The 19847-nt window shown below is 72.0% G+C and carries 19 protein-coding genes; 15 read left to right on the top strand and 4 right to left on the bottom strand.

The window, feature by feature from the left end:
• Positions 1 to 220 precede the first annotated feature (220 nt).
• Both OIE51_RS02075 and OIE51_RS02070 read left to right on the top strand, forming a co-directional pair.
• On the top strand, positions 221 to 1462 hold the full coding sequence (locus OIE51_RS02075) for a cytochrome P450 (RefSeq protein ID WP_326595039.1): 1242 nt from the start codon (positions 221 to 223) through the stop codon (positions 1460 to 1462).
• Between the two features lie 12 nt (positions 1463 to 1474).
• Positions 1475 to 2701, top strand: a complete 1227-nt coding sequence (locus tag OIE51_RS02070) for a cytochrome P450 (protein ID WP_326595037.1) — start codon at positions 1475 to 1477, stop codon at positions 2699 to 2701.
• A gap of 104 nt (positions 2702 to 2805) precedes the next feature.
• Here the strand turns inward: OIE51_RS02070 and OIE51_RS02065 are convergent, their stop codons facing one another.
• On the bottom strand, positions 2806 to 3906 hold the full coding sequence (locus OIE51_RS02065) for a PLP-dependent cysteine synthase family protein (RefSeq protein WP_326595035.1): 1101 nt from the start codon (positions 3904 to 3906) through the stop codon (positions 2806 to 2808).
• 114 nt (positions 3907 to 4020) lie between these two features.
• Here OIE51_RS02065 and OIE51_RS02060 point away from each other — a divergent pair, with 114 nt between their 5' ends.
• The 6 genes from OIE51_RS02060 to OIE51_RS02035 all read left to right on the top strand — a co-directional run bounded on the left by OIE51_RS02060 (position 4021) and on the right by OIE51_RS02035 (position 8575).
• Positions 4021 to 5589 (top strand): MFS transporter, encoded by a 1569-nt coding sequence (locus OIE51_RS02060; RefSeq protein WP_326595034.1) that lies wholly within the window; start codon positions 4021 to 4023, stop codon positions 5587 to 5589.
• Positions 5590 to 5647: 58 nt separating this feature from the next.
• Positions 5648 to 6379, top strand: a complete 732-nt coding sequence (locus tag OIE51_RS02055; protein ID WP_326595032.1) for a TetR/AcrR family transcriptional regulator — start codon at positions 5648 to 5650, stop codon at positions 6377 to 6379.
• A gap of 62 nt (positions 6380 to 6441) precedes the next feature.
• Positions 6442 to 7014 carry a DUF4240 domain-containing protein gene (locus OIE51_RS02050; RefSeq protein WP_326595031.1) on the top strand — a complete coding sequence of 191 codons (573 nt, stop codon included), beginning with the start codon at positions 6442 to 6444 and terminating at the stop codon, positions 7012 to 7014.
• Between the two features lie 434 nt (positions 7015 to 7448).
• Positions 7449 to 7748: an HNH/endonuclease VII fold putative polymorphic toxin gene (locus OIE51_RS02045; protein WP_326595030.1), complete on the top strand. Its 300-nt coding sequence runs from the start codon at positions 7449 to 7451 to the stop codon at positions 7746 to 7748.
• Positions 7729 to 8241 carry an Imm50 family immunity protein gene (locus tag OIE51_RS02040; RefSeq protein ID WP_326595029.1) on the top strand — a complete coding sequence of 171 codons (513 nt, stop codon included), beginning with the start codon at positions 7729 to 7731 and terminating at the stop codon, positions 8239 to 8241. The genes OIE51_RS02045 and OIE51_RS02040 overlap by 20 nt, the downstream gene beginning before the upstream one ends.
• Position 8242: 1 nt before the next feature.
• Positions 8243 to 8575, top strand: a complete 333-nt coding sequence (locus OIE51_RS02035) for a hypothetical protein (RefSeq protein ID WP_326595028.1) — start codon at positions 8243 to 8245, stop codon at positions 8573 to 8575.
• Position 8576: 1 nt separating this feature from the next.
• On the opposite strand, the gene OIE51_RS02030 is transcribed toward OIE51_RS02035, so the two are convergent.
• Positions 8577 to 9893, bottom strand: a complete 1317-nt coding sequence (locus OIE51_RS02030; protein WP_326595026.1) for a DUF2252 domain-containing protein — start codon at positions 9891 to 9893, stop codon at positions 8577 to 8579.
• A 341-nt stretch (positions 9894 to 10234) separates the two neighbouring features.
• Entirely contained in the window at positions 10235 to 10990 is a 756-nt protein-coding gene (locus OIE51_RS02025) for a hypothetical protein (RefSeq protein WP_326595024.1), read from the bottom strand.
• 325 nt (positions 10991 to 11315) lie between these two features.
• On the opposite strand from OIE51_RS02025, the gene OIE51_RS02020 reads away from it, so the two are divergent.
• From OIE51_RS02020 to OIE51_RS01990, 7 genes are all read left to right on the top strand, one after another.
• A complete protein-coding gene (locus OIE51_RS02020; protein WP_326595022.1) occupies positions 11316 to 11960 on the top strand; it encodes an ABC transporter permease in 645 nt (214 codons plus the stop codon).
• A complete protein-coding gene (locus OIE51_RS02015) occupies positions 11957 to 13024 on the top strand; it encodes an ABC transporter ATP-binding protein (protein ID WP_326595020.1) in 1068 nt (355 codons plus the stop codon). Before OIE51_RS02020 ends, OIE51_RS02015 begins: the two co-directional genes overlap by 4 nt.
• Complete coding sequence (locus OIE51_RS02010) at positions 13021 to 13785, top strand: ABC transporter permease (RefSeq protein WP_326595018.1); 765 nt, start codon at positions 13021 to 13023, stop codon at positions 13783 to 13785. The genes OIE51_RS02015 and OIE51_RS02010 overlap by 4 nt, the downstream gene beginning before the upstream one ends.
• A gap of 88 nt (positions 13786 to 13873) precedes the next feature.
• Positions 13874 to 14863 carry a glycine betaine ABC transporter substrate-binding protein gene (locus OIE51_RS02005; protein WP_326595017.1) on the top strand — a complete coding sequence of 330 codons (990 nt, stop codon included), beginning with the start codon at positions 13874 to 13876 and terminating at the stop codon, positions 14861 to 14863.
• A gap of 46 nt (positions 14864 to 14909) precedes the next feature.
• Positions 14910 to 15167 carry a hypothetical protein gene (locus OIE51_RS02000; protein WP_326595016.1) on the top strand — a complete coding sequence of 86 codons (258 nt, stop codon included), beginning with the start codon at positions 14910 to 14912 and terminating at the stop codon, positions 15165 to 15167.
• Positions 15168 to 15520: 353 nt separating this feature from the next.
• Positions 15521 to 16747 (top strand): cytochrome P450 family protein, encoded by a 1227-nt coding sequence (locus OIE51_RS01995; RefSeq protein WP_326595015.1) that lies wholly within the window; start codon positions 15521 to 15523, stop codon positions 16745 to 16747.
• A 176-nt stretch (positions 16748 to 16923) separates the two neighbouring features.
• Positions 16924 to 18378 (top strand): DUF6882 domain-containing protein, encoded by a 1455-nt coding sequence (locus OIE51_RS01990; protein ID WP_326595014.1) that lies wholly within the window; start codon positions 16924 to 16926, stop codon positions 18376 to 18378.
• 75 nt (positions 18379 to 18453) lie between these two features.
• Here the strand turns inward: OIE51_RS01990 and OIE51_RS01985 are convergent, their stop codons facing one another.
• Positions 18454 to 19539 carry a ParB/RepB/Spo0J family partition protein gene (locus OIE51_RS01985; RefSeq protein WP_326595013.1) on the bottom strand — a complete coding sequence of 362 codons (1086 nt, stop codon included), beginning with the start codon at positions 19537 to 19539 and terminating at the stop codon, positions 18454 to 18456.
• Between the last annotated feature and the right edge of the window lie 308 nt (positions 19540 to 19847).

The raw sequence follows: 19847 nt of genomic DNA, 5'->3' as shown, positions 1-19847 counted from the left end.
CGACGTCCGGATGGCTCGGAAAACCCTCATACCGGCCGAGGGGAACGCTAAGCCGCCCGCCGTGCCCCGCCGGGCGATCTGGCACCTTCCTGACCCGATGACGTCAGCTTCCGGCAGCGACCCGGAGACGACCGCCGCGCGCGGCTAGCGTCCGGCGTGACAGCGCACCGGACAGCCGACGGGGGCCGACCGCCCCCGGCCCGCGAGGAGTGAGGCCGCGATGACCCGACCGATGGAACCGACGGAAGCCGCCGCGGGCCAGGGCGTGCCCCGGCCCCCCACAGGTGTCGGTGACGGGCGTGAACTCCTCGCCTGGCTGCGGCTGATGCGCGACCGGCATCCGGTGTGGCGCGACGAGACCACGGGCGCGCTGCACGTGTTCCGCTACGCGGACCTGTTGCACGTCCTGTCCACGCCCGCCGTGTTCAGCTCCGACTTCTCCGCGATCATGCCGCCGCCGGAGGAAGGCGCGCCCAACTTCACCGAGGGCGTGCTGACCATGACCGATCCGCCGCGCCACGGAAAGCTGCGCCGGCTGGTCAGCCAGGCGTTCACCCCGCGCATGATCGCCCAGCTGGAGCCGAAGGTCGTCGGCCTCACCCGCGAGCTGTTCGACACGGTGGCCGGCGCGGACGACTTCGACCTGGTGGCGTCCGTCGCCTATCCGCTGCCCGTCATCGTCATCGCGGAGATGCTGGGCATCCCGGCGGCGGACCGCGAGCTGTTCCGCACCTGGGGCGAGGCCCTGCTGTCGACCAACTACGAACTGCCGGTGGGCGCCGTCCCGGACGGCACGATGCCCGAGGACATCGTGCGCCAGCTCAGTGAGATGCACGCCTACCTGCTCGGCCACGTCCGGGACCGCCGCGCCACGCAGCGCGGCGATCTCATCAGCAGCCTGGTGGCGGCCGAGGTCGACGGCGATCGGCTCACCGACGGGGAGACCGTCAGCTTCCTCAACTTCCTCCTGCTCGCGGGCCACTTGACCACATCGCTACTGATGGGCAACACCCTGCTCAGCTTCGCCGACCACCCCGACCAGGCGGACGCGGTGCGGGCCGACCGCGAGCTGGTGCCCCGGGCGATCGAGGAAGTGCTGCGGCACCGCCCGCCGGTCGTCTTCCAGGCCCGCGTCACGCGCGAGGAGACCGAGCTGGCCGGGGTCACCGTCCCGGCGAAGGTGCCGGTGATGTGCTGGCAGATGTCGGGCAACCGCGACGAGCGGCACTTCCCCGACCCCGACCGCTTCGACATCGGCCGTACGCCCAACGCCCACCTGACGTTCGGCCACGGCATCCACTTCTGCATCGGCACGCCGCTGGCCCGGCTGGAATCGCGGATCGTGCTCAACGAACTCCTCGACCGCTACCGGGACATCGGGTGCGGCACGCCGGTCTTCTACGAGCGCAGCCCCGAGATCTTCGGCGTCAAGAGCCTGCCCATCACCGTCCAGCACGCCTGAGGAGACGACTCCATGACGTCAACGCCCCCGGACACCGCCCCCGCCTCGGCCGGGCCCCCGCCCGTAGTGGGCGACGGCGCCGACCTGTTCGCGTGGCTGAGGGAGACCCGGCGGACCGATCCGGTATGGATCGACCCGGCCAGCGGCGCCTGCCACGTGCTCACCCACGCCGACGCCCTGCGGGTGCTGTCCGAACCCGCCGTGTTTTCCTCGGACTTCAGCGCGCTGGCGCCACCGCCCGAGCCCGGACTGCCCAACTTCGCGGAGGCGTCGCTGAGCGTGACCGATCCGCCGTTCCACGGTCGCCTGCGCAAGCTGGTCAGCCAGGCGTTCACCCCGCGCACGGTGGCCGGTCTCGAACCGCGCATCGCGGAGGTGACCCGCGAGCTGCTGGACGCCGCCGCCGGCCGCGAGCAACTGGACCTGGTCGACCACCTCGCCGGGCCGCTGCCCGTCGTGGTCATCGCGGAGCTGCTCGGCATCCCCACCTCCGACCGGGAGATGTTCCGCCGCTGGGCCGAGTACCTCCTGCCGCCCAGTGGTGATGTGACGGCTGGTCAGTTCGTGGAGGGCGGCTACGCCAAGACGCGGGCCGCCGAGCTCAACGAGATGGCCGACTACCTGCTGTCCCACGTCCGCGACCGGCGCGCCCGCTCCCGGGACGACCTGCTGTCCCGGCTGGTGGCGGCCGAGGTGGACGGCGAGCGGCTGACGGACAAGCAGACGGTCAACTTCGCCGCGTTCATGCTGCTGGCCGGGCACCTCACCACCACCCTGCTGCTCAGCAACGCGTTGCTGTGCTTCGAGGAGACCCCCGGCTCGCTGTCCCTGCTGCGCGAGGACCCCTCGGCCGTGCCCACCGCCCTGGAGGAGGTGCTGCGGCACCGCCCGCCGGTGGTGTTCCTGTACCGGCTCACCCGCGAGGACACCCGGATCGGCGCGGTCGACGTGCCGGCCGGCCGCATCGTCGTCACCTGGATCGTGTCGGCCAACCGCGACGAGCGGCAGTTCCCCGACGCGGACCGCTTCGACCCGCGCCGGACGCCCAACGCGCACCTGACGTTCTCCCACGGCATCCACTTCTGCCTGGGGGCGCCGCTGGCCCGGATGGAGTCCTCGATCGTGCTGCGGGCGCTGCTCGACCGCTACCGCGACATCGCGTGCGGCGAGCCGGAGTACCACCAGCGGCCGGACATCTTCGGAGTGACGCGGCTGCCGGTCACCGTCCGCGCGGCGTGAGGCCGTCCGCGCCGCCGCTCGACCCCGCACGGCTCCGGCCTTCACCACTCCACCCGCCACCGGCCCGGGGGGCCGCCCGACCGGCCCGGGGAGCCGCCCGCCGTTCACTCCGCGCGGGCGGCCTCCCAGGTGCCGGTCGTGGTGAACCGCCGCAGATCGGCGAGCGGCCCGTCCAGCCGCCAGCCCTTGCCCGCCACCCACGTGTCGTCGTCGTACGTGTCCCGGTACGGCTCGCCGCCGTCGCCGACCACCATGACCACCGGACCGGTGGCGCCCTCCGCCCGCATCCGCTCCAGGATCTGGAACGCGCCCCACAGGCACGCGCCGCTGGAGGGACCGGCGTGCAGCCCGGTCACCGCCCGCAGATGGCGCATCGCCGCGACGCTGGCGGCGTCCGGCACCGGGATCACCAGGTCCACCACCGAGGCGTCGAAGGCCGGCTCCACGCGCGGGCGGCCGATGCCCTCGATCCGGGACGGCATGCCGGTGCTGTACCCGGGGCAGTCGGTGGCCCAGCCCGGGAAGTACGCCGAGTTCTCCGGGTCCACCACGGCCAGCCGCGTCGGCAGGCCGCGCAGCCGCAGATGCCGGCCGATGGCCGCCGAGGTCGCGCCGCTGCCGACACCCGTGACGATCCAGGCCGGCTGCCCCTCGCCGGCCGCCTCCAGATCGTTCAGGATCTCCGGCCCCAGCCCGCGCGGGCCGCGCCAGTCCAGCGCGTCGCCCACCCGCGAGAAGTGGTCCAGATAGTGCCCGCCGACGCGCTGGGCCAACTCCTCGGCCCGCTTGTAGACGGCCAGCGGCGGATCGACCGGGAAGCACCGGCCGCCCTGCTCCTCGATCCGGCGGCGCTTGCCCTCGGCGGTCCGCATCGGCACCACCGCCGTGTAGGACAGGCCCAGAAGCCGGGCGAAGTACGCCTGGGAGACCGCCATGTTCCCGCTGGTGGCCTCGAAAAGGGGTGTGCGCCGGCCGATCTCACCGGTGGCCAGGGCGTCGAGGAACAACGCGCGGGCCACGCCGTGCTTGAGGCTGCCGGTCGGCCGCGCCGACTCGTCCTTCAGGTGCAGCGACAGCCCCGGGCCGCCGGGCAGCGGGAAGGGGCGCAGCGGCGTGGGCCGCTCGGCGGCCTGCTCGTCGAGGAGCATGTCGATCGCGTCGCGCGCCCAGGCGCTGGGTGCCCGGTCATCCGCTCGGTGTCCCACGCGGCATCTCTCCGTTCGCCTCGGCCGGGCACTGGCCGATTCCGTGCCCGGCGCTCTCGTCCACTGTACGACCAACTCGTATGATGTACGAGTCTTCCACTGAGAGGGGTCCCCATGCCGGCTCTGGAGCGTGACCGCCGATGGCTGGTCCTCGGCGTGCTGTGCGTGTGCCTGCTGACCACCGTGCTCGACAACACCGTGCTGAACGTGGCCGTCCCCGCCCTGATCGGGGACCTCGGGGCCAGCACCTCCGACGTGCAGTGGATCATCAACGCCTACTCACTGGCCATGGCCGGCTTCCTCATCGCCTCCGGCGCCATGGCCGACCACTTCGGGCGCAAACGGGCGCTCTTCACGGGCCTCGCGCTCTTCGGCGCCGGCTCGCTGTTCGGCGCGCTCGCCACCACGGCCGGCGCGTTGATCGCGGCCCGCGCCGTCATGGGCCTGGGTGCCTCGCTGCTGATGCCCAGCACCCTGGCCGTGCTCATGCACGTCTTCGGCGACGAGGAGCGGATGAAGGCCATCGGGATCTGGATGGCGGTCTCCGCGGCGGGCATGGCCGGCGGCCCGGTGGTCGGCGGCTTCCTCCTGGACCACTTCTGGTGGGGCTCGGTCTTCCTGATCAACGTGCCGGTCGCCGTCGTGGGACTGGTCGCCATCGTCTGGCTGGTCCCGGAGTCGAGGAATCCGGACAGCGAACGGCCCGACGGGGTCGGCGTGCTGCTCTCCGTGGTGGCCATGGTCTCCCTCGTCTGGGCGGTCATCGCGGCCCCCGAGCACGGCTGGACCGACCCGCTCGTCCTCGGCCCGCTGCTGCTGGCCGTGGCCGGGGGCGCCCTCTTCGCCGTCTGGGAGCACCGGAACCCGGCCCCCATGCTGGACATGACGTTCTTCACCGACCGCCGGTTCACCGGGGCCGTGCTCGGCGGGCTGCTGGCCGCGTTCGGCATGGGCGGCTCGTTGTTCCTGCTCACCCAGCAGCTGCAGTTCGTCCTCGGCCACAGCCCGCTGGAGGCCGGGCTGCGGATCGTGCCGTTCGCGATCTCCCTGCTCGTCGGCAGCGGCTTCGTCAGCTCCCGGGTGAGCAAGAGCCTCGGCCTGGCCAGGACCGTCGCGCTCAGCATGGGCTTCGCGGGCCTGGGTCTGTGCGGCATCGCCGCGGCGAGCGACAGCGGATACGGCTGGCTCCTGCCCGGCCTGGTCGTCGTCGGCCTGGGCATGGGCACCGCCGGCCCCGCCGCCGGGGCGGCGTTGATGGGCGCGATCCCACCCGCCCGCGCGGGCGCCGCCGCCGGGGTCAACGGCACGCTCCAGGAGCTCGGTTCGGGACTCGGGGTGGCCGCGCTCGGCGCCGCCCTGGTCGCCAGGTTCGACGCCGGGCTGCCCGACAGCCTCCCGGACGGGGCGGAGGACTCGCTGCCCACGGCCCTGGCCGAGGCGGACGGGGACCTGGGCGCGATCCGGGACGCCTTCGTGTCGGCGCTGGAGACCAGCCAGTTCCTCGGCGCGCTCGCCGTCGGCGTCGGTGGCGCCGCCGCCGGATGGCTGCTGGGCTGGGCCGGCCGGGGCGCGGCCCCCGAGCAGGCCATTCCGGGCGTGCCGGACGCGCCGGACGCGCCGGGCATGCCGGGCATGCCGGACGGTGAACCCGCCGGTCCGCCGGCCCGGCAGGGCTCCGTGTGACGGCCGTACGATGGCAGTCCGCCGGACGGGACCGGCACCGACCCCGAGGAGACCAGGTGTGGGCGCACGCGATCAGGGGAGCGGGAGCGACAGTGTGTGGCTGGCTCCGCCCGCCCGCCGGACCGGCCCGCCCGGCCTGAGCCGCGCGCGCATCGTTGAGGCCACCGTCGGGCTGCTGGATGCCGAGGGACTGGGCGCCGTCTCGATGCGGCGCGTCGCCGCCGAGCTCGGCGCCGGCCACATGTCGCTGTACTGGCACGTGGCCACCAAGAGCGCGCTGCTGGAGCTGGCGCTTGACGAGGTGTTCGGCGAGGTGGGCCGCCCGCCGGCCCACTTGCCCTGGCCGGAGCAGCTCCGCGCGCTGGCCGCCGCCCTGCGCGCCATGTTCCGCGACCACCCCTGGGCGACCCGGCTGATCGGCGAGTATCTGAACATCGGCCCCAACGCCCTGGGCGTCACGGACAGCGCGCTGGGCGTGGTCGGGCGGACCGGCCTGGGCCCCGGGCAGGTCGACAGCGCGGCGGCCCTGGTCCTGGAGTACGTCTGCGGATTCGCCACCGCCGAGGCCCGCATGATGAGCCGCGGGGCGGACGAGCGGACGTTCGAACGGCTGTCGGACGCGGTCCGGTCGGGACTCACCGAGCTGACGTCCCTCAAGGAGCTGGCGGACCGGGACATCGGCACACCCCTGCAGATAAGGGACCGCAACTTCGCCTTCGGCGTGGACTGCGTCATCGCCGGGATCCAGGTCCTCGCCCGCGCCGACGAGGGCCGGGACGCGGGCCACTGAGCCCGCATCAGCACGGTTCCTGGCGGGCACGGATCGGGCATTCGGGCGTTATGATCCGGCGCGTGGAGGGTGAAGTCTGGTGGGAGCTCATCGAATCGGCGCGGGCGGCGGCCGGAGACCGCGCCGATGACCGGGACCCGCCCGACGACCCGCTGCCCGCCGCCCTGACCGACCGGCTGACCGCGCTGGAGCCGCGCGAGATCGCCGCGTTCACCCTGTGGACCATCGACCGCACCGACTGCGCGTACCGCTATCCGCTGTGGAACGCGGCCTATCTCATCGAGGGCGGCTGCGGGGACGACGGTTTCATGGACTTCCGGGACGGACTGATCCTGCTCGGCCGCAAGACGTTCGGCGAGGCCGTGCGGGAGCCCGATTCCCTGGCGGAGCTGGAGGTGGTCGGCCGGATGGCCCGCGAGGAGAGCGGCTGGATCGGCTACCAGGCGCTGAACGCCCCGATCCGCGAGGCGTACCTCCGCCTCACCGGCGAAACCCGCACCCTGGAGGCCGCCCTGGAATCCGGCCTCGCCACGACGACCCGCCCCCGCCGCCCGTTCGGCGAGAACTGGGACCCCGAGAACCCCGAAGAGACCCGCCGCCGCCTCCCCCGCCTGTCCGCGCTGTTCCTGGCCTGACGCCCACGGGCGACACCGCCTGCGGACGGGGCCGGACGTGACGGCGAGCTCGGCCGACAGGCGACGTGTTCACTCCTCGCGGGAATTCCGTTCCGCCCGCAACGTTTCCAGGAGCTCACGCGCGTCCACGATCGCGGTCTGGTCCCAGCCGCTCGGCGACCTCGGCTTCCCGCAGGTCCCCTGCGGCGTAGCAGAAAGGAGTGGGGATTCGCGCGTGGGGAGGGGGAAGGAACCGGGCCCCCTTACTGCGGCTTGTCCGGGGGGATCCCCGCTTGTCCACGACCTGTGACAGAGCGGGCGTTGAACGGTCGTGTTGGCGCGCATAGCGTTCCGGTGAATAACGTTTGCAGGGTGGGGGAGTGCTCATGACACGGCCGTCTGACTGGTCCCCGGTGGGGATGGATTCCGATCCGACGCCGGGGAGTCCGGATGAGGTGTGTGAACTGGCGGAGGGGCTTCAGGCGTTCGCCGATGATGTGGGTGAGGCGCTGGGGAAGATCCGGCAGATCCTGGACGACGATTACCAGCCGGTGATGTTCTACGAGGAGGTCCACCTCACCAACCGGGACGAGTTGATCGTCTATCAGGACCACCACACCGGACACCGCTACGGCGATCCCAACGGCGTCGGCGACCAGCCGCCTCACGTGCACGTCAGGCCCTACGATGACCCACGCAATGGACAGATCCCGGGCTGCGAGGAGCATTACTACTATGACCCCTCACTGGGCTGACCTGCTCACCGACCGGGAGCGCATCGCCCGGTACTACAGCGAGGTCCCGCCGCTGGACGGTGCGGTGCTCCGGTCCGTCCGGCTGGACCGTGACGGTCCGACGCTCCTGCTGCGGCTCGACCTACCCGTCTTCCCCGACCGGCCGGAGGAGGAGTGGACGGTGGCGGGCTGCGACCGCTTCCAGTGCCAGATCCGGTTTCTCGCCGTCGAGGACATCCGGGTGGCGGGTTGGCCGTTCCTGGGCGGCGTGGACCTCGGCATCCAGCCGTTGGAGCCCGCCGAAGAGCGCCGCGTCGCCGTCGTGGCCCGTGCTCGCGCGGATGGGGCGGACGTGGTGCGGTTCAGCTGCAACGCGTCCCTGTCGGTGGGACACCTCGCGGCCTACCGCGACGGCGACGGCGGACCGTACCTGCACGCGGGCCGGGTGGACCGGATCCGCTTCGGCACTCGCCTGCCGAACCCCACCGACAAGGCGTACTACGAACGGCTCTGAGATGACAGATACGGGCATCACCTCCGTCCACATCGACGAACGCGACGACCGCTCGGTGACCGTCAGCACCCGGCACCATGGCCTGCCCCCCGACGCCCCGGCGGAGTGGCGCGAGCGTGGTTTCAACTCCTACGAGGAGCACACGGTCTATACCTCGGTCGACGCGCTCGGCGTCGTTGGCTGGACCCATCTCCCCATCGAGCGCTGGGAGTCGGCGGACCTGTCGGACAACCGGCGGGCCGTCGCGCTCACCGGCCCCGGGACGTCCGTCCGCTTCCACGCCGACGCCACCACCACGCGGCACCGGCGTGGCCTGCTGTCCGGGGGCCGGTGATCTACAGGCCGGGGATGCGGCCGTTGCGGAACAGGTCCACGAAGATCTGGTGGTCGGACCGGGCGCGGATGCCGTAGGCGTGGGCGAAGTCCACCAGCATGGCCGCGAAGCCGGTCCCGTCCGCGGCGATCGCCGCGGCGATCGCCGCCTCGGTGGAGAACGGGACCAGCGAGTGGCCGCTGGAGTCGTCCGCCGCCGCGTGCATGGTCGCCGTGGCGCGGCCCAGGTCCGCGACCACCTGGGCGATCTCGGCCGGATCGTCGATGTCGGACCAGTCGAGGTCCACCGCGTACGGCGACACCTCGGCGACGAGCTGGCCGGCGCCGTCCAGCTCGGTCCAGCCCAGCCACTGGTCGGCGTGGGCCTGGAGGGCGCGTTGCGAGATCACCGTGCGGTGGCCCTCGTGCAGGAAGTACGAGCGGACCCGCTCCTCCAGGATGTGCCGGGAGACGGCCGGGGTCTGCGCCTGCTTGATGTAGATCACGACGTCGTTCTCCAGGGCGTCGCTGTTGCCCTCCAGCAGCAGGTTGTACGACGGCAGGCCCGCGCTGCCGATCCCGATGCCGCGGCGGCCGACGACATCCTTGACCCGGTAGGAGTCCGGCCGGGCGAGGCTCGATTCCGGCAGCGTCGCCAGGTAGCCGTCGAAGGCGGTCAGCACCTTCTCCCGGGTCGCCGCGTCCAGCTCGATCGCGCCGCCGCCGGGAGTGAAGCGGCGCTCGAAGTCGCGGATCTCGCTCATTCCGTCCAGCAGACCGAAGCGGGTGCGGGCCCGGGCGTCGCGCAGCGCGGTCAGCAGCGGGCCGACCGCCGTGTCCAGGGTGAACGGCGGCACGTCGTCGTCCTTCGCGCCGTCGGCCAGCGCGTGGATACGCTCGTGGTACGCGGCGGCGTACGTCCGGACCAGGTCGCTGATCATCCCGTCGCTGAGCGCCTTGGTGTAGCCGAGCAGCGCGACCGAGGCGGCGAAGCGCTTCAAGTCCCAGGTATAGGGCCCGACATACGCCTCGTCGAAGTCGTTGACGTTGAAGATCAGCCGACCGTTGGAGTCCATGTACGTGCCGAAGTTCTCGGCGTGCAGGTCGCCGTGGATCCACACCCGCAGGGTGCGCTCGTCCAGGAACGGTCCGCCGCGCTGCTCCGCCGCCAGGTCGTGGTAGAAGAGGCAGGCCGTGCCCCGGTAGAACGCGAACGCCGAACCCGCCATCTTCCGGAACTTGACCCGGAACGCCGCCGGATCGGCCGCCAGCAAGTGTCCGAACGCGGTGTCGAGGACGCCGAGTATCTCCTCGCCGCGCTGCTCTGCCTGGGTCGACATCGCGAACTGCCTCCTGATGAACCGGGATCTGCTGAGCGGAGCCTATCGGCGGCGGCCGGGCCGTTCAGCGCTCGGGGTCGAGCTGCACGGACCACGGTTCGGCGCCGTCCGTGTCCCGCAGCCGGACGGTCATCACGGAGGGGTGGGGCGCGCGGGACGCCCGGGGTGCCCGGGACGGCCGGAGGGGGGAAGGGCGAACGGCGTTGGAACGAAACGGCGAAACGGCGGAACGGCGCCGGAACGACGGCGGGGCGTGCCGCGGATCGCGGCACGCCCCGGTCGTGGGCGGACGAGCGTGAGTGGGTGCGGGTGGGTGCGGGTGGGTGCGTGGGTGGGCGTGGCTACCGGGTCACCGACGGGCGGGCGCCGTTGCCGGTGGTGGCGGGGGAGGAGGAGGCCGGGAGCGGCTCGGTCTCCGGCGCCGGGGACGCGGCCGACGCCCCCTCCCGGCAGGCGAGATGGACCGCCTCCAGCATCGCCCGGGGTCGTTCGGCGCGGATCGCGCGCTGCTCGTCCGCGGCCTGGCCGGCGAAGCCGAGCCAGACGTCGAGGAGGAAGCGCAGCACCAACTGCCAGCCCCGGCGCGAGCGCCACATCGTCCAGCCGATGTAGAGGTCTGTGCCGTGCGGGAAGACCGAGACATACGCCTGGTAGTACCCGTCGCTCACCCGCAGCCGGTCGTTGACGCCCTGGTCGCCGGGGAGGTCCGCGCGGTGCGGCGTGACGGACAGCGGGCTGCGGTGCTCGCGCAGGGCGTCACCGATCCGCTGGTGCGCGTCCGCCGCGCGCTCGTGACGGTCGCTCAGCAGCACCCGCCACTCGGCGACCGGTTCGGTCGCCCGGCCGAACATCAGCACGGCCGTGTAGGAGATCATCCCGAGGACGACCGAGGCGCCCACCAGGAGGCCGGTGATGTCCACGTCGGCCCACCACTGGAACAGGATGATCGTCAGCGGGAACATCGTCACCAGGTGCGCCACCAGCAGGGCCTTGAGGAACTGGCTGCCCAGCGTGCCCCAGCGCACCGTGTCGTCCAGGCCGGGGTCCAGGGCCCCGAAGGTCGTCGTCCTGGCGTCGTCTTCTTGCCAGTTGGGCATGCTCTTCGCTCTCGGCACGTCCATCTGTCTCGCCCCCATGAGGTGCAGGTCGTAAGGCCGGACTCCGATGGTCTCAGCGGGGACGGGGGGCCGGGAAGATCTTCGGGCCACCGATTCGCGCGTTGGCATACGGCGTACGCTCTCGTCCGGTGATTCGCCTGCTCACAGCCTCGCGCGGCGTTGACACTGTGACATGTGCCACTCGTCCGAGGCTGCCGTCCAGGCCCAACACCCGTTCCTCGCACGGGAGTACGGTCAGCACCATTGAAGATCGGAAAGGGCGACAGGAGGATGGGGAGATGCGATCGCAAACAGGAGCCCCCCGATGAGCTTCTCCGAGTATCTGTCGGAACGGTGGCCTGACATCGTCGTGTTGATCAACGAGCATGCCCAAGTCGTCCTGATCGCCGTCGCGATCGCGGCCGTGATCGGCGTCGGCACGGGCATCGCCGTCGCGGGTCACCCCCGGGCCGGGGGGCTTCTCCTCGGCGTGACCGGCACGATGCTCACCATCCCCTCCTTCGCCCTGTTCGGCCTGCTGATCCCGCTGTTCGGCCTTGGCTCGGGACCCACCATCACGGCCCTGGTCCTCTACGCCGTCTTCCCGATCCTCCGCAACACCGTCACCGGCCTCCAATCCGTCCCCGGCGCGGTCGAGGACGCGGCGCGCGGCCTCGGGCTGGGCCGCTGGGAGCGCGTCCGGCGCGTCCATCTGCCGCTGGCGTGGCCGGTCGTGCTGGCCGGGATCCGCACCGCCACCCTCATGAGCGTCGGCATCGCCGCGATCGCCGCCGCCGTCAGCGGCCCCGGCCTCGGGGAGCTGATCTTCGGCGGCCTGGCCCGCATCGGCGGCGCCAACGCCCTCAATGACGCGCTCGCCGGAACGCTCGGCGTCGCCCTGCTCGCCCTCGCCCTCGACCTCCTCTTCGTCGTCCTGGGCAGGCTCACCACGTCGCGAGGCATCGCATGACCGACCCGATGATCCGGCTGGACCGGGTCAGCAAGCAGTACCCGGGCCAAGCGGCCCCGGCCGTCGCGGAGTTGTCCCTCGACATCGCGGCCGGCGAGATCGTCGTGCTCCTCGGCCCGTCCGGCTGCGGCAAGACGACCACCCTCCGCCTGATCAACCGGCTGATCGAGCCCACCACGGGCCGGGTCTTCCTCGACGGCGAGGACGTCACCCGCGCGGACCCCGACCAGCTGCGCCGCCGGATCGGATACGTCATCCAACAGGTCGGCCTTTTCCCGCACTTGACCGTTGCCGACAACATCGGGCTCATCCCGCGCACCCTCGGCTGGGACAAGAAGCGCGTCCGGGACCGCGTCGACACGCTGCTCGACCTGGTGGGCCTGGAGCCCGCCACGTTCCGCCGCCGCCATCCCAAGGAGCTGTCCGGCGGACAGCAGCAACGGGTCGGCGTCGCCCGCGCGTTGGCCGCCGACCCGCCCGTGATGCTGATGGACGAGCCGTTCGGCGCCATCGACCCGATCACGCGCGAGCGGCTCCAGGACGAATTCCTCGACCTCCAGGCCAAGATCCGCAAGACCATCGTGCTCGTCACGCACGACGTCACCGAGGCCGTCAAACTCGGCGACCGCATCGCCCTGTTCGGCGAGCAGGCCCGCATCGCTCAGTACGACACGCCCGCCACGATCCTCGCCGCTCCGGCCGATCCCTTCGTCGCCTCGTTCATCGGCTCCGGCGCCGCGATCCGGGGCCTGCGCCTCGTGCCCGTCGGCTCCCTGGCCCTCGACCCCGTCGAGGTGGTCGCCGAGGACCAGGACACTCCGGGGGAGACCGGCCCGGGGCGCGCCGTGCGGGTGGACGCCGCCGGGAAGCCGCGCGGCTGGCTACGCCCGGCCGACAGCCCCGGCCTCGCCGTCGTCCGGGCGGACCAGAGCCGTTACGACGCGCTCGACGCGATGCTCCGCGCCCGCGACGACACCGCCGTCGTCGTGGACGGGGCGGGCGCGCCGATCGGCACGGTCTCCTGGTCGGTCATCGCGCGGGAGAGCCCCGGGGAGCCGTCGTGACCGACGCGCTCACCGACCGCCGGCCGCGCGACGCGGCGCGCCCCTCGCCGTTCGGTCTCCTGGTCACGCCGGTGCTGCTCGCCGCCGCGTGCGCCGCCCTGTACGTCTGGCTGCGCGGCCAGGACCTCGACAGCATCGAGTCCCGGGCGATCAACCGCGACGTCATCACCGAACAGCTCGTGGAACACGTCAAGTTGGTCGCGGCGTCCACCGGCCTGGTCATCGCGATCGCCGTGCCGCTGGGCGTGCTGCTCACCCGGCCCCGGCTCGGCGCGCTCGGCACGCCGCTGCTGATGCTCGCCAACATCGGTCAGGCCGTGCCCTCCATCGGGGTGCTGGTGCTGCTGGCGGTCACCGTCGGCGTCGGATTCCAGGAGGCCCTGATCGCGCTGGTGCTCGTCTCCGTGCTGCCGGTGCTGCGCAACACCATGGTCGGCCTGCGCGGCGTCGACCGGGCCCTCATCGACGCGGGCCGGGGCATGGGTCTGACCAGAACGGCCGTCCTCTTCCGGGTCGAACTCCCGCTGGCCGTCCCGGTGATGATGGCCGGACTCCGGGTCGCGCTGATCCTCAACGTAAGCAGCGCGACGCTGGCCACGTTCACCAACGCCGGGGGCCTGGGCGGCCTCATCAGCACCGGCATCGCCCTGAACCGGACCTCAGTCCTGCTCACCGGAAGCGTCCTCACCGCCGTCCTCGCCCTGACCTGCGACTGGCTGGTCGGCCTCGCCGAACGCTACCTGCGCCCCCGGGGCCTCTGAACCCCGTTCACCGAGCCCTCGTTCGCCCCCGAGCCCCCGTTTTCCGAGCCCCCGTTTCCCCGTTCCTCTCAAGGAGTGAAGGTCTTACATGCGCTCGTTCTCCCGCCGCCCGCTCCTGGTCGGCCCACCCGCGCTCGCCGTCGCCCTGGCCACCCTCGCCGGCCTGACCGCCGGCTGTGCACTGGACACCTCGGACGGCGACGCGGAGCCCGGCAGCCTCGCCGAGACCGCGTCGCTGGACGGTGCCTCCTTCACGGTCGGCTCCAAGGAGTTCACCGAACAGCTCGTGCTCTGCCAGATCACCGGCCTCGCCCTGAGATCGGCCGGCGCCGACGTGTCGGAGGAGTGCGGGCTCCAGGGCAGCAACACCACCCGTGGCGCGCTGGAGTCCGGCGACATCGACATGTACTGGGAATACACCGGGACGGCCTGGATCAACTTCCTCGGCCACACCGAGCCGATCGACGACGCCGCCGAACAGTACGCCTCCGCCGCGTCGGAGGACCTCGAACAGAACGAGATCGCCTGGCTCACCCCCGCGCCGGCCAACAACACCTACGCGATCGTGGTCAAGACCAGCACCGCCGAGGAGTTGGGCGTCGCTTCCCTCTCCGACTACGCCGAGCTCGTGGCCGACGACCCCGGGCAGGCGTCGCTCTGCATCGCCAGCGAGTTCGCCGGCCGCGACGACGGGCTCCCCGGACTGGAGGAGGCATACGGCTTCCACGTCCCCGACGGCGATCTGGCCACGCTCGCCGAGGGCGCCATCTACAACGCCGTCGCCGACAACGACCCCTGCAACTTCGGCGAGGCGGCCACCACGGACGGCCGCATCGAGGCGCTCGACCTGACCGTCCTCACCGACGACCGGAGCTTCTTCCCCGTCTACAACCCGGCCCTCACCGTCCGCGCCTCCGTGCTGGAGGAGTACCCCGACCTGGAGGGGATCTTCGAGGCGATCGCCCCGGCCCTCACCGACGAGGTGCTCCAGGGCCTCAACGCCCGCGTCGACATCGACGGTGAGGAGCCCACGGACGTGGCCCGCGACTGGCTCCAGCAGGAGGGCTTCATCGGCTGAGGCGCTGAGGCGCTGAGGCGCTGACGCGACGGAGCGGACCGGGTGGATGGAGCGAACTGAGCGGACCGGGCTGCGCGGCCCGGCCCGGCCCGCCCCGGTCATGCTCCGTCGTCGCGGCGCAGCCGCCGCCACCCTGACCGAACGCCACCGCGCCCGCGTCCTCGCGGACGCGGAGACCCGGTGCGGCGGGAGGACGACGAGCGGCAGTCGGCCGCGCGATCGTCCTCTCGATTCGATGGCCCCGGCCGACCTCGGGAACCGCCTCCACGTCGCCATCGGCCGGACAGCGGATCCGGACAACTGACACCCACCGGCTGCCTCCCGCCTCTCCACTACGTGAACGTGTCGCATGCGTTCATGCGTCGGCAAGGGGCGTGCCGCTGTCCGTCATGTGACGCCGTCACATCTTCCGGCGCGACCGGCCCCGGCGGGGTATCCACGGCAAGGCGGTGTTCATACGTTTGATTCAGGCAGCCGCAATGCCGGAACTCCAGCGCGACGAAGGCACTTCTGTCACTTCGGTACCTGTCACCTCGGCACCTCTCACCCCGCGCGCCCGCCGCCGCGGCACGCCCGGAGGACAAGCATGGACAGCGCCCCCCGCTCGCTCGCCCCCCGCTCGCTCGCCCCCCGCCCAACCCCAGGAAGGAAGGCCCCGTGATCACGCACCCCACGTATGTCATGGACCCGACCGCACGCGATGTGGCCGCCGAGGCCGCGCGCCTCCGCCGGCTCGGTGACCTCGTCCGCGTCGAGCTGCCCGGCGGAATCCCCGCCTGGGCCCCCACCCGCCACGTCCTCTTGAAATCGCTCCTCACCGACGACCGCGTCAGCCGTGACCCGTCGCAGCACTGGACGTTATGGCGCGAGGGCTGGATCGAGGCCCACCCGGAGACCCACTGGATCTTCACCTGGGTCGGCCTGCGCAGCATGATCACCGCCTACGGCCCCGACCACCGGCGGCTGCGCACCCTGATCTCCCCGGCGTTCACCGCCCGCCGGACCGCCGCCCTGCGGCCCGCCATCGAGCGGCTGACCGCCGGGCTCCTCGACGGGCTCGAAGCCGCGCCGCAGGACGACCCGGTCGACCTGCGGATGGGCTTCGCGCACCCGCTGCCCATGGGTGTCATCTGCGATCTACTCGGCGTGCCCGACGCACACCGCCCCGCCCTGAAGCTTTTCTTCGACACCATCATCGACACCACCGTCCCCGGTGAGGAGGCCGGCCGCGTCCTGGAGGACCTCAGAGCCGCTCTGGCCGAGCTCGTCGCCCTCAGACGCCGCGAGCCCGGCGACGACATGACCAGCGCCCTGATCGCCGCCCGCGACGGCGGCGACGGGCTCAGCGAAGCCGAGCTGGTCGACACCCTGCTGCTGATCGTGGGCGCCGGCCACGAGACCACCGTCAATCTGATCGGCAACGCCACCGTCGCCCTCCTCACCCACCCCGACCAGCTCGCCCTGGTCCGGTCCGGCCGGGTCCCATGGATCAACGTGATCGAGGAGACGCTGCGCTGGGCGCCGTCCATCGCCCACCTCCCGCTGCGGTTCGCCGTCACCGACATCGACATCGCGGGCGTCACCGTCCGGGCCGGCGAGGCCATCCTCGGCACCTTCGGCGCGGTCGGCTGGGACCCCGAATTCCACGGTGACCGCGCCCACTTGTTCGACGTCACCCGCGAGCCGAGCAGACACCTCGCGTTCGGCTACGGCGCCCATCACTGTCTGGGCGCGCCCCTGGCCAGGCTGGAGGGGGTCATCGCGCTGCCCGCCCTGTTCGAGCGCTTCCCGCACCTCGCGCTCGGCGAACCCGCGGAGAGTATGGAGCCGTACCCCTCCTTCATCACCAACGGCTACCGCGCCCCGCTGGTACGCCTCACCTGAACGTCACCCAGGGCGGCCCCGGGTCCCGCGCGAACGCGGCCCGGCCCCGGGGCCGGGGGCGCGTCCACGCCCGACGGCCCGCGTGCGGCGGGGGGCGGGGGGCGGGGGGAACCGGCGGGGGGCTTCGGGAGTCATGAGGGGGGTAACCGTTCCTCCCAGCCCACGGATCGCGCCTCATGACCGCTTCGTTCAGTGACCCCTTTCTCGGCCTTGCCCGGCCCCACCTCGCCTGGGCCTGTGAACAGCTCGATCTCTTCGAGGCGTTGGTGCCCGTCGGGACGACCTCCTACGATCTGGACGCGCCTTCGGTGAGCCGCTCCGGGGTCACCCTGCGCGCCCACATGATCGGCAGCTACGCCCTGGACGGGACCTGGCTGTGGGCCTGGGGCAACGACCACTACCGGGACCGGCCCGCCGCAGCGCGGTCCCGGGAGTTGAGGGAGATCGGCGAGCGCGTCGGCGTGCCGGAGCTGACGGAGGCGATGCTCGACTTCAACCACTTCCCCAACCCCCGGCTCGCCGCCGACCACATGCTGCTGATCTGCGTCGGCCTGCTCGACGGACTCGGCGGCACCAGCTGGGCGTTCAGCGAGCGCGGGTGGATGTTCATGGTCGTGGACGATCCGGCCGTGCCGCGTGCCGAGCCGAGGCCGGCGGGGCTCGCGCGGGCTCTGCGCAACGGTGCGGCGCTGGTGCCGGGGCCGGCGCTGAAGCCGGTGCGGGGGTGGTTCAAGCGGCACGGCGTCGAGCCGGAGTACGGGCCCGGCCGGGTGGCGGGCACGCTGCCCCTCGGGGACCGGATCACGGTCGCGCTCGAAGCCGAGGAGGTGACCGGGGTGGAGGTCACCGGGGCCGACGGAGGAGAACCCCGGTCCGCCACCCTGGAGAAGCAGGAGCTGATCGGCCGACAGGTCGTGCTGGAGCGGCAGTTCCCGCCCGCGCTGCTGTCGGTCGCCGCCCGCCAGATCGCGTTCTCCATCCGGCGCACCCGGGCGGTGATCGAATACGCCGAGGATCACCTGGAGTTCGACGGCCGGCCACCCCGGTGGGACGAGGAAGCGGGCGAACTCCGTTTCCCCGGCGGTGCGCTGGCCGCGCGCCGGCTCGGTGCGTACGACCTGGACGAGGGCTGGTTCGCCTGGGCGCCTGACACCGGGGACATTCGCGCCCGGCTGGCCGAGGAGGCGGGCGGTGCGGACGGCCTGCCCGAACTCGCCGGGGAGCGGCTGGACCTGACCCGGTTCGGCGCGCCCGAAGCCGTCGCGGTGACGCTCGCCCGCACCGCCGCGAGCACCTCGGGGTACGCGTTCTCCTCGCTCGGCAACGAGTTCTGGGCGGTCACCGACGAGCGCCTGCCGGCGGTGCCCGACACCGATCCGCAGACGGCGACGGAGGAGATCAGGGCGGGCGCGAGCTGGCTGCGCGGCATCACGCCGGCGACGGCCAGGGACGAGACGACGCGTTCCATGGCCACGTCCTACTTCGAGCGGCTGGGCCTCCAGGTCTGGCACTACGGCCAGCCGGACTTCCTCAGCGGCGTGCTCGGACTGTACGAGGTGCGGGTGTACTTCGCGCCGGACGGGACGATCACCGAGGTCTCCCCGGGTGTGCTGATGGCTCCCCGCGGGTGACACCGCACGGGCGTCGTACGGGCTGTGCGACCCGTGCGACGCCCTCTCCGCGTGGTGGTGGAGCGACGGGTGAGATCAGCCCCTCACCCGATCCGGGGTGCTACTCGCGTAGAATGAATGAACACGTCCGATTTCCCGGGCCATGTCCTGGGCCTCCGTGCTCCGCAGCTCCACGTCGTTCGCGAACTGCAGCCACTGCTCCGCGACCATCCGGGCGGCGCGGACCACGTCGGCCGCGCGGTGCGACGGCACGCCGTCGACAAGACTCTGCCGCTGTTCGGGACTCAGTAGATGGTTCCCGAGTAAGTGGAGCAGTGCCCGGCCCATCTCGGTCATCCGCAGGGACGGGTCCCGGCGCATGCTCGACAGCACCCGTTCGGAGATGACGGGCGGCGGGGGCGGGGCGGGCCGGTCGGGGTCCTCGGGTTCACGGGTCTCCGACCGGCAGGCGCCGTTGGCTCGTTCGGCCAGGCGCAGCTTGGGCGGCACGGGGTCCTGGCCCAGGCGCATCCGCTCGCGCACGTCCCGGGCGGTGGCGACGGCGACCCCCGCCTTGCTCGCGATCTCCCGCAGGGAGGCGTCGGGAGTCTCCGCGATCACCCGGCTGGCGGCGATGCGGCCCGCGGCCCCGTTGACCGGGCGGCGCCGGCCGTCGCGGCCCGTCCTGAGCGTGAGTTGTGCGACGGTCCCGTCCGAACGGGTGCGCAGCGACGCCACCAGGCTGGGGGAGAGGCAGGTGACCACGGCGATTCTCCGGTCCGACCAGTGCGGGTGGCTCTCGATGATGCGCGTCGCGGCGGCGACCCGGTCGTTGCGCGAAAGCGGCATGCCGTGCTCGGCGTTGAGCTTGACGGCGAGCACGAAAACGTCTTCCGGACTGCCGTCGATGAAACGGACCTCGATGTTCTTCTGGCCGCGCAGCGCCGCCGCGCGCAGCCGGTGCATTCCGTCGACGATGCGCATCGTCGGCCGGTGCACGACGATGGGCGGCAGGGGGGCCTCCGACTCGGCCAGGGTTCTCGTGTGCTCTTCGATCTCTCCGGTTAACCGTGGGGAGTCGGCCGGCAGCAAGGAACCGATGGGAATGAACTCGGTGCGGTAAGACATAAGCTGGTCGTCGATGGCGAACGGCGACTCGTCACGGACCTGTGAATCGGACACGGGGTCCCCTCTGTAGCTGTTCAGTAGACATTGCCGACGTAGTCAACGTGTGTGCACAACGAACAAACCAGCACCCGCCAAAACCGGTCAACTATGGCGTGCCAGAACTTTTGGCCAACTGCTCGTTAATGGCTCAGGTCATGGCGGACGGAAACGCGCCTGACGACTCGGGCTCTTCGCGCGAAATATCCATGGCGCGTGAAATGTGCACGGCTCGCAGCTCCCTGGGTTTTCGAAGGTGATCCCAAGATGTCCGATGCGTGTGGGGGTGCCGGATGTCGGGTACCTCTCGGTACTCTTGCGCGATG

Source organism: Streptomyces sp. NBC_01803, assembly GCF_035917415.1.
Lineage (GTDB): Bacteria > Actinomycetota > Actinomycetes > Streptomycetales > Streptomycetaceae > Streptomyces.
This window is presented reverse-complemented; position numbering and strand designations above follow the sequence as displayed.